Here is a 13,695-nt window from a genome sequence, read left to right on the forward strand (position 1 = left end):
TCGAAAACCTTATTTCAACAATTTTCGACATTTATTTTTATTCTATCTGTTTCCGCCCTGATCCCTCTTCCGGATGATTTCTCAACAGAATCTGCACGTTCTCCCTGATATTTCCAATGGTGACCTCGGTCCTGGATCCGCCATACTCGCCGTCCAGCACCCAGTCCACCTCCTGTTCCGAAGTAAGGCGTATGGAGGATGTCTTGAACTTATACACATACTCGTTGGGTTCTTCCCTGAGAAACATGTAGGATATGATATTGCTCAAATCCACCGGTGTCCTGGGCATCCGTATGAGCAGCACCTCAAAGAGACCGTCATTGAGGGCCACAGACTGGTTCACCAGCCCCTTAAACCCGCCTACACTGATGGTATTGGTCACCATGCCAAAGGCAAAATCTTCCTCCAGCACCTGTCCGTCCCACTCCACCTTCATATGATAGGGCTTCAGTCCTGCCAGGCTCTTTACGCCTTCCAGCATATAGGCCTGGTGTCCCAAAAGATTCTTCCTGTCCTGGGATGTCAGATAGGACACCTCTGTAAAAGCCCCAAAAGCTGCTATATACATAAAATTCATGTCCTCGCAAAAGGTTCCGGTGTCAATGGCAAAGGGAGTTCCCTCCACAATATCCCAGGCAGCCAGGGGCATGCGTTTTGGTATTCCCAGGCTGGTGGCAAAGTCATTGGTGGATCCGGCAGGAATATAGCCCAGAAGCGGCATTTTCTTAAGCTTCATCATTCCGGATATGGTTTCATTGAGTGTGCCGTCTCCGCCGCTGCACACCACCACATCCACCTTTTTACCCAGCCGGGCCACCACTTCCATGGCATCCTTCTGCTTTTGGGTAACGTGGACACGAAGCTCATATCCGGCCTTGGTGAAAATATCCAGTATTTCCATCAGCTGTCCCTTGATCTGTTCCTTACCGGAACGGGGATTGAATACAAACAACATTTTTTTCATCCTGCATTCCTCCCTTTCAGTGTAACCATTTTTGTCAATCTTATCCAATGAGCTTTGTATATGCGTTAAATGCATTGGGCAAAGCGTATGTGTGCTCCAGTTCCTCCCTGGATACCATGAAACAGGATAAGGGCTCCTCCTCCTGTGAGAGAACCACCCTGTACCCGGTCATATGCCACTCCACATGTGAAAACACATGCTTTGCCTCCGGCAGCAGCTCCACCGACGCCACCTGCTCCCTGTCAAGTCCCAGCACCTGCGGCACCGTCTCCCCGGAAGTCTTTCCCTCAATGTTGGGAAGCTCGTAAAGGGAGGCCAGCAGTCCCTTGGGAGGGCGCTTGCGTATGGCCACCTTATCCTGATATTCTATGATAAAAACGGTCCGCTCCTCGATCTTCCTCGCCTTGGCCGGAGATTTGTACGGAATCTCCTTCCACCAGCCGTTCTTTCTTGTAAGGCAGATGGAGGCCAGAGGACACTGGCTGCATCTGGGTTCGCCGCCGGGTATGCACACCAGGGCCCCGATTTCTATGAGACCCTGGTTGTAATGGCTGGCCTCATCCTGCGGCATCACGGCTTTAAGCTCTGCCTCGATGCCAGTCTTCACCGAGGCTTTCTTTATATCCTCCCGGTCCCCCAGGAGCCTGGAAATGACGCGGAGCACATTGCCGTCCACGGCCGGCAGCGGAATGCCGTAGGCAATGGATGCAATGGCCCCTGCTGTATAGCTTCCGATTCCCGGCAGCCGTATCAGTTCATCAAAGGATGCAGGAAGGCAGCCGCCGTATTCTGACATAATCATCTGGGCCGCTGCCTTTAAATTTCTGGCCCGGTTATAATATCCCAGGCCTTCCCACATCTTCATGAGATGATCGTCTTCTGCCTGTGCCAGATGGGACACAGTGGGAAACGCTTCCATGAAGCGCTCAAAATAGGGCTTGACCGCCTCTACCCTGGTCTGCTGGAGCATGATTTCCGATATCCATACCCGGTATGGCTTCGGATCATCCCTCCATGGAAGGGAGCGGGCCCTGGATGAATACCAGGCCAGCAGGGGGCGTTCCACAGCACTGAGACGTTCCCTGCGTCCAAGAGGCATTTCCTCCCTCTCCAGTACCTGGAGGCGGTCATACAAATGTCCTGTATCATACATATCCATATATACCTCTTACCGATACCTCCCCTGAAATGACGGCTGATATGTTTCCGTCCTCCCGTCTGACCAGAAGGCTGCCTTCATTGTCAATGCCCAGGGCCTTTCCTTTGTACTGACCTCTGGGGTCCAGCACCAGGACCTCTTTGTTCAAGTTGACAAGGGCCTTATTGTAGTCATCCCTGAGACCCGACATATCACATGTCTTCATGAAGATATCATAATAATATTCAAAACTGTCCGCCACTGCGGCAATGACTAAGCTGCGCTTAATGCTCCTGCCTGCCTCCAGCTTAAGGGAGGTGGCTGTTGCCCTGATTTCCTCCGGAAAGTCATCTATATTTACATTGATTCCAATACCGGGTATCACATAGCGGATGCATTCCACTTCCGTACTCATCTCCGTGAGGATTCCGCATATCTTCTTGCCATTCAGAACCGCATCGTTGGGCCATTTAATCATGGCCTCAAGTCCCGTGCTCTCCTTCACGCCCCTGACCACTGACAGCCCCGCAATAAGGGTCAGCATGGATGCGCTCATGGGAGACATGACCGGCCTGAGCACCATGCTCATCCAGATGCCTGTACCGGCCGGGGAGACCCAGCTTTTCCCCCTCCGCCCTTTTCCGGCGGTCTGGCGGTCTGCAACCACCAGTGTTCCGTGGGGCGCTCCCTCTTCTGCCAGTTTCCTGGCTCTTATATTGGTGGAATCCGTCTCATCAAAATATTCCAGCCTAGTCCCAATCCACTGCGTGTGCAGCATGGATGCAAGCTCAGCCTGGGTTATGACGTCAGCACCTTCCACAAGCCGGTATCCCCTGTTCCGGACCGCCTCTATTACATATCCTTCTTCCCTCAGTTCACCTACAGCCTTCCAGACAGCAGTGCGGGAAACTCCCAGCATCCCGCACAGCTGCTGTCCGGACAGGTAATCTTCGGTGCTTTTGAGCATCCGCAAAATCTCTGTCTTCATATGCCGCTCCTCTATGCCCAGATACTGATGGCGCTTACGATGCCAAGGACCATAAGACCTGCCGCCAAAGCCAGCTGCAGGATGCTGGCACCGAACTTTTTCTTATCCCTTCCCCTGGTCTTAAGCTCAAATATTCCGTTTACCGCATTTAACAATGCTGCCAGCAAAAACACCAGAGGGAAAAGCATATGATTTCCCTCCGGGTTAATGAATGACAGCACAGCCAGGATTACAATGGCAATCCCAAGTATCAGGTGCACCATGTCCAGGAATACCCCGGAATGGCGTTCACTCCGTCCTCTCTGTCCCTGCATATATTATGATTCTCCTAACGTTGCAAGCATAACTGCTTTGATGGTATGCATCCGGTTCTCAGCCTCGTCAAACACAACCGACTGGCCTGACTCGAATACTTCGTCTGTTACCTCCAGCTCGGACACATTAAAACGTTCTCCCATCTCCTTGCCAATCTTGGTCTTAAGGTCATGGAAAGAGGGCAGGCAGTGCAGGAAAATGGCATTAGGTCCGGCCAGGTCCATGACAGCCTTTGTCACCTTATATGGAGTCAGCTCCTCAATCCTCTCCTCCCATACCTCGTCAGGCTCACCCATGGATACCCACACATCCGTATCAATGATATCCGCTCCCTTAACCGCTTCCGCCACATGCTCTGTGAGAGTAACGGAACCGCCGCTGGCCGCCGCATAGGCCTCGCATTCCTTGACCAGAGATGGATCCGGGAAATACTTAGCCGGAGCACAGGCCACGAAATGCATGCCCATCTTTGTGCAGGCAATCATCAGGGAGTTACCCATATTATAACGCGCATCTCCCATATACACAAGCTTTAAGCCTTTCAAACATCCCAAATGCTCCCGTATGGTGAGAAGATCCGCCAACATCTGGGTGGGGTGGTCCTCATTGGTCAGGCCGTTCCAGACAGGCACACCGGCGTACTTTGCCAGTTCCTCCACGATTTCCTGTCCGAAACCACGGTATTCGATGCCCTCATACATTCTTCCCAAAACTCTTGCTGTATCCGCAATGCTTTCCTTCTTTCCAATCTGTGACCCAGACGGGTCCAGATAAGTGGTCCCCATACCCAGGTCATGGGCTGCCACCTCAAAGGCGCACCGCGTTCTGGTACTGGTTTTCTCAAAGATAAGGGCCACATTCTTTCCGCGCAGCGAATCTACCAGAACCCCCTGTTTCTTTTTATCCTTCAGGTCCGCTGCCAAATCCAGCAGATATGTAATCTCCTCCGGTGTATAATCCTTCAGTGTCAAAAAATGTCTTCCTTTTAAGTCCATAGCGTCCTCCCTGTTATGCCGCCCATGTCCTGCCATGGCCCCGGCTTGATTTTCTGCAATAAATAACCATGCATTTCTATTCAAAAACGCATAGTTATTTATATTTATGCATCTTTATGCATAATATACTACACCTGCGTGCTGCTGTCAAGTATGGGAATCATGGCTTTTAATGCAGCGGCACCAGCTTTTTTATGAATCAGGCGCAGCAGTTCCTCCACTGTATAAATTTTAAAACGGCTTATACGGTATTGTTTTGCCAAATCCTCCAGTATGGACAGGTACAACTCCTTATAGTCCCATCCCTCCTTCAGTTTCAGTTCCTTTGCCAGCCGGGGAAATACCTGCTCTGTATAAACACGGTAGCCCGCAAGGGGGTCCTTCTGTTCCTCCCGCCCGTGCTTTGCCTCTCCTGCCTCCTGCAGCTCCGGTTCCATGTAAGAAAGGAGGCTCTGTATCTCCGATATCATTTTATCAAAATAGTAAGGCTCGCCTTCCGGCGCATCAATATAATAGACACGTCCCGCCAGGCCATAAAGCATACGTTTTCCGTCGAAATACCCCAGCAGCATGTTTCTTCTCGCCCGGCGTCTGTCAAACTCCAGAAGGCCGCCCAAATCCCTCCTCGGCGCCACATGGTACAGGGTTGCTCCTTCCGGCACCTCCAGCTTCTTTTCCGTGTCTACACCGTAACCATATATCCGCAGGACAATCACGTCCCTGTAACCTCTGTCCAGAAGCACATCCACCGGCACATTATTAATTCCGCCGCCGTCCATATAATACTTGCCGCCCAGCCGCTCCTGACGGAAGCCGAGCAGATAGGCGCTGGCCATAAGCAGGTCCGCTATTCCTCCCTCAGGAGCCTCCTTCACATCGGCAATAAGGGGATGCCGGTCAGAAATGGAGTAGGTTACCACATAGAGCTCCCTGTCAGAATTTCGTATCTTTTCCTCGTCCACCACATCCTCAATCAAAGCCCTGAGGGGAGCAATATCAAAGCCGCCGTCCCTCAGAACCCGTATGGCCCCGGCTATGAGTTCCCCCACATTAAGGGGCGCCAGACTGGAAATATTCTTAAGGCTGAATTTTGTCAGACGTTCCATAAGTTCATCATCCACATCCATGACCCTGGAGTAACTGATATTCTCCCAGATGCGCTCTGCCTTTTCAAAATCATCCATGCAAATAAGGGCACCGTTCAAGGCGCCCACCGAAGTACCCGCGGCGCCCTTTATCCTGATGCCCGCTTCCCTGAGGGCGCGCCAGGCGCCTATCTGATAAGCGCCTTTTGCCCCTCCGCCCTCCAGGACAATTCCATATTCCTTACTCAAATCCAGCTGCAGCTTAATGATGTCCACCTGCCCTTTCCCGTCTGCCCAGAATAAATGCCAAAGGACGTATAAGAATAAGCGTGAGGAATGATACGGCCACGAACACTGCCAGCTGCGCCTCCATGGGCAGCCCTGCCAGAGCTGCCGCAAATCCGCCTATGGCCCCTGCGGCAAACCACAGGGAAGTCAGACATCCGAAAGCCAGCTCCACTCCCAGAAAAATCAAAAATGATACAAGCCATCCAACTGATAACATATGCACCTTCTCCTTCCTGCGGGCAGATATGGCCAAAAGTCCTTTCCTTATGCTGTCTCCGCCGGGACGCTGCAGCTTCTTCTCTGTCTGGCTGTCTCAAACATAAGAACGGAAGCAGCAATTGCAGCGTTCAGGGATTCCACCTTTCCCTCCATGGGAATCTTCACCAGGCAGTCTGCCAGCGAGGTGGTTTCCTCCGTAAGACCATTGGCCTCATTTCCAATTAAAAAGCCCACATTGTCAGTATAATCTTCCTGGTCATAATTATTCATACCTTTCAGATGGGCCGCAAAAAGACGCACCCCCCTGTTTTTCATGAGCAGGCAGGCATCCTGCAGGTCATCTGCATACACAAAGGGCATCCTGAATATGGATCCCATCGTGGAGCGTATCACTTTTGGATTATATATATCTGCCGTATCATGATTCATAACAATGCCGGTGATACCAGCGCCCTCTCCTGCCCTGATTATGGTACCAAGGTTTCCGGGGTCCTGTATCGTCTCCAGTACCATGATGGCCAGAGACCTGCCGTCTGGTGCTGGTTTTACAATGTCATCCATGGTATAGCGCTTCTGCCTCACCACGGCCAGCACTCCCTGGGGCGTCTGCGTATCTGCCATAACATTCATGACCACATCGCTGACTGTCTCCGGCCGGAACCGCCCCATCCATTTCCTGTTATCCGCGTCCCCTGCAAAGTTCTCCGTAACATACAGGGCATCCACATCCTCCGGGTTCAGCTCCCTGCACATTCTGAGGCCTTCCACCACATACATGCCCTCTTCCCGCCGGGCCTTTGCTTTGCTTCTCAGGCTCACAACACGCTTTACCTGCTTGTTTGATGTACTGTTAATCATCCGTATTCATTCTCCTGACACTGCTTATTTGATGCCTTCCAGTTCCTCCAGCCACACCCTGCCCGATGCGTCGCTGGGCATCCTCAAATCCCCTCTGGGGGAAACCGCCACAGAACCCACCTTAGGCCCGTCCGGAAGGCAGGAACGCTTAAACTGCTGGCTGAAGAAACGTCTGTAGAACACGTTCAGCCATTTAAGGATCGTCTCCCTGTCATACTGAGACTTAAACGCCTGGATTGCCAGACGGTAAATCTTGGACGGGGCATATCCGTATCTGAGTATATAGTAAAGATAAAAGTCATGAAGCTCATAAGGCCCCACCAAATCCTCTGTTTTCTGTGAAATCTGGCCGTCCTCCGGGGGCAGAAGTTCAGGACTCACAGGTGTATCCAGCACATCAAGGAGCACATCCGCCAGCTCCTTTTCATTGCATGTATCCGCATAGTAGCGGACCAGATGACGGACCAGGGTCTTGGGAACCGACCCATTGACACCATACATGGACATGTGGTCGCCGTTATAGGTAGCCCATCCCAGGGCAAGCTCCGACATGTCTCCGGTCCCGATTACCAGGCCTCCCACCTCATTGGCGATATCCATGAGAACCTGGGTTCTTTCTCTGGCCTGGCTGTTCTCATAGGTCACATCATGTTTGTCCATATCATGGCCGATATCTTCAAAATGGCGTGTCACCGCCTCCCTGATATTAATTTCGCGGAGTTTTGCCCCCACCTTTCCGGCCAGGGTGCAGGCATTATTATAAGTCCTGTCTGTGGTCCCGAAGCAGGGCATGGTTATGCAATGTATGCCGGACCTGGGGATCCTGAGGCTGTCAAAAGCCCTCACAGTTACCAGCAGAGCCAGCGTGGAGTCAAGCCCTCCCGACAGTCCTATCACTGCTTCATGGCATCCCGTGTGCTCCAGACGCTTCTTAAGACCCATGGCCTGAATGGATAGTATCTCCTCACACCGCCTGTTTCTCTGTCTCTCATCCCTGGGCACAAAGGGAGCCGGGTCCACGTACCGGAGCACATCACCGCCCGGCTGCGTGGAACCATGGGTCTGGGTATCCTGACTCCCTGCGCTGTCCTCCGAAACCGCATCAAAGCTGAACTCCACGGTCAGATACCCGCCTTCCTCCCTGGCTGCTGCCGGGTCCGGGAATGTGCTCATGCGCCTGCGCTCACTGTCCAGGCGTTCCAAATCCATATCAGCACATATGCTCTCGTTGATAAACCGTCTGGACTCCACCAGACAGGTCCCGTTTTCAGCTATAATATTCTGGCCGCCAAACACCAAATCCTGGGTGGATTCCCCCTCCCCCGCATTGGCATAGACATACCCGCACACCAGCCTGGCTGACTGGCTGCATATCAGATCATGGCGGTACATGTCCTTGCCTGTGGTCTCATCGCTGGCAGAGCAGTTTACCACCACCGTGGCCCCGGCCAGGGCATGTCTGATGCTGGGCGGGCATGGCACCCACACGTCCTCGCATATTTCAGCTGCCACCGTAAGTTCCGGCATGGTATTGCACCTGAATAAAAGGTTGGTGCCCATTGGGACCTTCTCTCCGTTCCAGCAGGTCATCACCGGCCGTTCATTGCCCGGGCAAAAATTCCTGGCCTCATAAAACTCCGAATAATTAGGCAGGTTCCGCTTGGGCACTACGCCTATAAGTCTGCCCTTTTGGATGGCTGCCGCTGCATTGTAGAGCTTCCCGTCCCGCTCCCAGGGAAGCCCCAAAAACACCAGGATGTCCTTTCCGTCCGTAAACCGGACAATACGGCCCAGCTCTTCCTTCGCCCTTCTCAGCAGGGCCTTCTGACCAAACAGGTCCGCACATGTATACGCGGTAAGGCAAAGCTCCGGAAACACCATAAGCTTCACTCCCCTGCTGTATCCCTGACCAATCAAGTCCATAATCTGCTGTGCGTTATATTGTGGGTCAGCCACCCTGACCTTTGGCGTGGCAGCTGCTACCCTTAAAAATCCATCTTTCATGTCTGGCCTCCATTGAAAATAATTGTTTTGATTTAATATACCACAGATTGACAGAAAAATATAGGGAGGAATTGGGCCGGATAGGTACATGAACCAGGGAAGAGTTTGGGAAAAACTCCCCATTTACATCCCCTCAATTCTATTATACAATCATAAAAACAAATAAAATACAGGAGTTGTTTCTATGATGATAAATGAATTTTCCAGAACTGAGATGCTCATAGGCACTGAGGGGATGAATAAGCTTAAGAACTCCACAGTGGCTGTATTCGGAGTCGGAGGGGTTGGGTCCCATGCAGCGGAGGCCCTGGCCAGGTGCGGGGTGGGGCGCCTGATTCTTGTGGACAATGATACGGTTTCCCTCACCAACATTAACCGGCAGAGTATTGCGCTCCACAGTACCATGGGGCAGTTTAAGACCCGGGTCATGAAGGACAAAATTGCTGACATCTGTCCCGGCACACAGGTTATTACCTTTGAGGAATTTGTGCTTCCCGATAATATAGAAAGCCTTTTTGAACGTATGAAGCACCAGATGGGACAGGGCAGCTCTGTGGATTATATCCTGGATGCCATAGATACCGTGACAGCCAAACTTGCCCTGGCAGGCTTTGCCGCCTCCCACGCTGTCCCTGTGATCGCTTCCATGGGTACCGGCAACAAGCTTCACCCGGAACTCTTTCGTATATCCGATATCTCCCAGACCTCTGTATGCCCCCTCTGCAAGGTAATGCGCAGGGAACTAAAAGCCAGGAACATCAGGGAACTAAAGGTCTGCTGGTCGCCGGAACAGCCTCTTACCCCCGGACAGACAGCGGAGGATACCGGGTGCCGCCGCGCCACTCCCGGAAGCATTTCTTTTGTACCGCCTGTGGCCGGACTTGTTATTGCAGGAGAAATCATAAGGGATATCTGCGGGCTGGCTTAGCCGCAGATATCCCTCTTCGTTTTATAATGATTCATACCGGCCCTATTCCAGGGGCGCCCGGTAAAACCTGCCTACAAACTGCTGTGTCCTCAGCACATTGATAATGATATGTTCATCTGCTTCCTGCATGATGTGGATGGCGTTGTTTACCTCATAGGCTGATATGACTGTATTTAAAAGGTACATTTTCTTTTTGCTGTACCCTCCCATAGCTTCCACACAGGACATTCCATGGCGGAAATGGCTGATATAGGCGTCCACCACCTGCTGCCCCTTCATGGTGGTTGCCTGAAGGGTAACCAGCTCATAGCGGTGGTGGAAGGCGGAAATCATGCGTGTGGAGATGAACTGGAAGATAATGGAGTATCCCGCGTGCTTCCAGCCGAAAATGGCACCGTAAAAGCAGTACATAACAGCATTTCCAAAAAACACATAGGACCAGATGGAGTGCCCGGTGCGGTTGGATACAAACAGGGCTATAAAGTCCGTGCCTCCGGTGGACGCGTTTCCCCTGAGAGCAATGACGATTGCACTTCCAAAGATGACGCCGCCAAAAATAACATTCAGCACCTCATCTGTAAAGATGGGGCTGAAGTTGAATATCTGCAGAAAAATACTGCTTAAGAATACCTGCACCAGGGAAAATATGGTAAAACGGAAGCTGATTCCCTTGCAGCACAGGACTGCCACCGGAATATTCAGCATAATCATGGTGACCTGCATGGGAATATTAAGCCCGTTCAATTCCCCCAGCCGTTCCACAAGCATGGCCATGCCTGTAAATCCACCGGATATGATACCGGCCGGCCGCACAAAAACCTGCAGTGCATAGGACTGGATGAGGGCGGATACAAACACCGCAGCCACTGTGATACCGGTTCTTACCCGCCTGTCTTTCTTCCATTGATTGATAAAAGCTGAGATTCTCAGAATCTGTCCCATAGGAAAATTCGCTCCTGTTTCATTTAGTTATCATATCACATAATTATCCTTCATGCTTTTTTGCCACTGTACCAAATCCTCCAGCGTATATTTATCCACCACTCCGCTGATGGCCTCATCCAGCTCGCGCCACAGACGCAGGGTCACACAGTCCATCTGCCTGGTACAGGGGTTTTTATCTCCGCTTAAGCAGTCCACCGGAGCCAGGCTTCCCTCTGTGATTCTCAAAATGGAACCCACCGTATAGTCCGATGACGGTCTGGCCAGATAATAACCCCCCTGATTTCCCCTGATGCTGCGCACAAATCCGGCTCTGGATAAGATAGAGATAATCTGCTCCAGATATTTACCGGATATCCCCTGCCGGTTGGCTATGTCTTTTATTTTAACGGGCTCGCCGTCTCCGTGGATGGCTAAATCCACCATGGTGCGGAGAGCATAACGGCCTTTTGTCGATACTAGCATGTATGTTCACGTCCTTTGTCTTAAATTTTATCCTGCCATGAGTATATCATACTATTCCTGTAGGAAATATGTCAATAGTAAGTTATCTTCCCTGCCAGGTCTGCCTAAATGCTTTATGAATAGAGTGCACTATTTTCGGGAAAATAATATGGAAACTGAGAAAAATTGCAGGTCCGATTCCATAAGGCCGGCCTGCTGACGATTGAGAACGGAGGATTTTCATGAAGAATGAACCGGTATTCCTGACTGACAAAAACCACAATATCGTATTGGAGGCCCTTTCACCGGCTCCCAATGCAGCTCTCCCTGATTCCTGCAAACCCTTTGAAATCCTGGACCCAGCAGCCACTGAGGGCGCAGCGGAAAAACATCTTCCGGTAGTGGAACAGGACGGACTCCATGTAACAGTCAAGGTTGGAAACATTTTCCATCCCATGGGTCAGGAACACAGCATCGGATGGGTGTGCCTTGTGACAAAAGCCGGCTGTGTCATGCGTGTTCCCCTGACCCCTGACTGCGAACCAGTGGCATCCTTCACCCTGGAAGAAGGGGACGCTCCTGCTGCTGCTTACGCTTACTGTAATCTTCACGGACTGTGGAAAAAATCAATCTGATTCCTTCCGGCAAAACACTCCTCAAACAGCCCCGGATGACAGTTTTTATACCCGCTGCCATTACCGGGGCAGAATGCCGGAAGCATCCGGACAAAAAAATGAGAGCCGCCCTTCCCCCACAGAAGGCAGCTCTCAGTCACGATCAAAAACCGTCACACTATTAGTTTATCTGGCATCCCCATACCAAACAAAAACCCGTAAGGCACTCCTTTGTGCTTCTTACATGGACACTATACCACCGCTCCCATGATTTGTCAATCATTTTTGTGCATATTAGTGAATTCCTTTCCCCTATATACAAGTTTTTATATAAATTTCTCCCATCCGTCCGCAGACCAAAGACAAATGTCTTCTGTATATTTATCTTTCATCGGTACATACTAACTTAAGCCATAATTTTTATCTGAAGTCACACAGAAAGGAAGAAACCATGGAATTTTCCCAAAATTTAAAAGACAACATTACTTACCTTCACAAGAAGCTGAATGTAGAGACGAATTTTGACGTGGTTTACCGCGTAGTCCACATCGGCGGCCGGGAAGCATGTCTTTATTTCATAGATGGTTTTACAAAGGATGAATCCCTGTTGAAAATTCTGCAGGTGTTCTCCACCATCAAACCGGAGGATATGCCAAAGGACGCCCACGGCTTCTCCAAACAGTATGTTCCATACGGAGAGATCGGACTGCTTTCCAATGACCAGGATATGACCGTCCAGCTGCTGTCCGGTGTATCCTGCCTCTTTATTGACGGTTATGATAAATGTATTACGATTGACTGCCGCACCTATCCTTCCCGCGGTGTCAGCGAACCGGAAAAGGATAAAGTCATGCGGGGCTCCAGAGATGGCTTTGTGGAAACCCTGATTTTTAATACGGCCCTGATTCGGCGGAGAATCCGCGATCCCAGGCTTACCGTGGAAATAACATCTGCCGGAGAGAGCTCCCACACTGACATTGCCATCTGTTATATGGAAAACAGGGTTGATAAGCAGCTCCTGGATAAAATCAAGAAACGGATTCAGAATCTGAAGGTAGATGCGCTGACCATGAATCAGGAAAGCCTGGCAGAGTGTCTCTTTCCCTATAAATGGTTCAATCCATTCCCGAAATTTAAATTTTCAGAACGGCCGGACACAGCTGCCGCTTCAATTTTGGAAGGAAATATCATCATCCTGGTAGACAACTCTCCTTCTGCCATGATACTTCCCTCCTCTGTCTTTGATATCATTGAGGAGGCAGATGATTACTACTTTCCTCCTATTACAGGCACTTACCTCCGTCTGTCCAGGATGACCATATCCCTGCTGTCCCTGCTTCTAACCCCTACATGGCTTCTGTTCATGCAGAATACGGAGCTCATACCGGACTGGCTGGCATTTATCCGGCTTTCGGACCCGCTTAATGTGCCTTTAATCTGGCAGCTTCTCATACTGGAATTTGCCATTGACGGCCTGCGGCTGGCGGCTGTCAATACCCCCAATATGCTGACCACCCCCCTCAGTGTGATTGCCGGTATTGTTCTGGGCGAATATGCAGTAAAATCAGGTTGGTTCAACAGTGAGACCATGCTCTACATGGCCTTTGTTACCATTGCCAATTATTCCCAGGCCAGCTTTGAATTAGGATATGCCATGAAATTCATGCGTATCATCATATTAATACTGACATCCATCCTGAATATATGGGGATTTGTCATCGGAATCATCCTGTCCGCCTGTGCCATCATATTCAACAGAACCATTGCCGGAAAGAGCTATATTTATCCTCTGATTCCATTTAGCCTCTCAGAATTAAAAAAGCGTTTTCTCAGGGGACGGCTGCCTCATACAGAGAAATAATTGACCTATCCCATGGTAAAGCAGAATAGAGAAACAGTGAACCGGCCTTTTG

The 13,695-nt window shown here is 50.7% G+C and carries 14 protein-coding genes; 3 read left to right on the top strand and 11 right to left on the bottom strand.

The features are described 5' to 3' along the window. Positions 1-37: 37 nt before the first annotated feature. The 9 genes from CGC65_RS18070 to CGC65_RS18110 all read right to left on the bottom strand — a co-directional run bounded on the left by CGC65_RS18070 (position 38) and on the right by CGC65_RS18110 (position 8,854). Positions 38-964, bottom strand: coding sequence for a diacylglycerol/lipid kinase family protein (locus CGC65_RS18070; protein WP_002564786.1), 927 nt, complete (start codon positions 962-964; stop codon positions 38-40). Positions 965-1,004: 40 nt separating this feature from the next. Next, on the bottom strand, positions 1,005-2,123 hold the full coding sequence (gene mutY / locus CGC65_RS18075; protein WP_002564787.1) for an A/G-specific adenine glycosylase: 1,119 nt from the start codon (positions 2,121-2,123) through the stop codon (positions 1,005-1,007). Beyond that, the gene (locus tag CGC65_RS18080; protein ID WP_002564788.1) at positions 2,110-3,090 is read right to left on the bottom strand and encodes a biotin--[acetyl-CoA-carboxylase] ligase; all 981 of its coding nucleotides are present in this window, start codon (positions 3,088-3,090) and stop codon (positions 2,110-2,112) included. The genes mutY and CGC65_RS18080 overlap by 14 nt, the downstream gene beginning before the upstream one ends. A gap of 11 nt (positions 3,091-3,101) precedes the next feature. Beyond that, entirely contained in the window at positions 3,102-3,404 is a 303-nt protein-coding gene (locus CGC65_RS18085) for a DUF6637 family protein (RefSeq protein WP_002564789.1), read from the bottom strand. A 3-nt stretch (positions 3,405-3,407) separates the two neighbouring features. Beyond that, complete coding sequence (gene argF / locus CGC65_RS18090) at positions 3,408-4,400, bottom strand: ornithine carbamoyltransferase (protein ID WP_002564790.1); 993 nt, start codon at positions 4,398-4,400, stop codon at positions 3,408-3,410. A 128-nt stretch (positions 4,401-4,528) separates the two neighbouring features. Then, complete coding sequence (locus CGC65_RS18095; protein ID WP_002564791.1) at positions 4,529-5,761, bottom strand: patatin-like phospholipase family protein; 1,233 nt, start codon at positions 5,759-5,761, stop codon at positions 4,529-4,531. Continuing rightward, positions 5,748-5,990: an NfeD family protein gene (locus tag CGC65_RS18100; RefSeq protein ID WP_002564792.1), complete on the bottom strand. Its 243-nt coding sequence runs from the start codon at positions 5,988-5,990 to the stop codon at positions 5,748-5,750. The genes CGC65_RS18095 and CGC65_RS18100 overlap by 14 nt, the downstream gene beginning before the upstream one ends. Positions 5,991-6,037: 47 nt before the next feature. Continuing rightward, on the bottom strand, positions 6,038-6,850 hold the full coding sequence (locus CGC65_RS18105) for a TrmH family RNA methyltransferase (protein ID WP_002564793.1): 813 nt from the start codon (positions 6,848-6,850) through the stop codon (positions 6,038-6,040). Between the two features lie 24 nt (positions 6,851-6,874). Then, entirely contained in the window at positions 6,875-8,854 is a 1,980-nt protein-coding gene (locus CGC65_RS18110) for an NAD(+) synthase (RefSeq protein ID WP_002564794.1), read from the bottom strand. Positions 8,855-9,041: 187 nt separating this feature from the next. Between CGC65_RS18110 and CGC65_RS18115 the strand changes: the two genes are divergently transcribed. After that, positions 9,042-9,782, top strand: a complete 741-nt coding sequence (locus CGC65_RS18115) for a tRNA threonylcarbamoyladenosine dehydratase (protein ID WP_038281913.1) — start codon at positions 9,042-9,044, stop codon at positions 9,780-9,782. Between the two features lie 42 nt (positions 9,783-9,824). Here the strand turns inward: CGC65_RS18115 and CGC65_RS18120 are convergent, their stop codons facing one another. Both CGC65_RS18120 and CGC65_RS18125 read right to left on the bottom strand, forming a co-directional pair. Beyond that, entirely contained in the window at positions 9,825-10,724 is a 900-nt protein-coding gene (locus CGC65_RS18120; RefSeq protein ID WP_002564796.1) for a YitT family protein, read from the bottom strand. Between the two features lie 30 nt (positions 10,725-10,754). Continuing rightward, entirely contained in the window at positions 10,755-11,189 is a 435-nt protein-coding gene (locus tag CGC65_RS18125; RefSeq protein WP_002564797.1) for an RrF2 family transcriptional regulator, read from the bottom strand. 221 nt (positions 11,190-11,410) lie between these two features. On the opposite strand from CGC65_RS18125, the gene CGC65_RS18130 reads away from it, so the two are divergent. Together CGC65_RS18130 and CGC65_RS18135 are read left to right on the top strand one after the other, a co-directional pair. Beyond that, the gene (locus CGC65_RS18130) at positions 11,411-11,803 is read left to right on the top strand and encodes a desulfoferrodoxin family protein (protein WP_002564798.1); all 393 of its coding nucleotides are present in this window, start codon (positions 11,411-11,413) and stop codon (positions 11,801-11,803) included. Between the two features lie 430 nt (positions 11,804-12,233). Beyond that, positions 12,234-13,643 carry a spore germination protein gene (locus tag CGC65_RS18135; RefSeq protein WP_002564799.1) on the top strand — a complete coding sequence of 470 codons (1,410 nt, stop codon included), beginning with the start codon at positions 12,234-12,236 and terminating at the stop codon, positions 13,641-13,643. Positions 13,644-13,695: the final 52 nt, after the last annotated feature.

It is taken from the genome of Enterocloster bolteae, from assembly GCF_002234575.2.
In the GTDB taxonomy this organism is placed as follows: domain Bacteria; phylum Bacillota; class Clostridia; order Lachnospirales; family Lachnospiraceae; genus Enterocloster; species Enterocloster bolteae.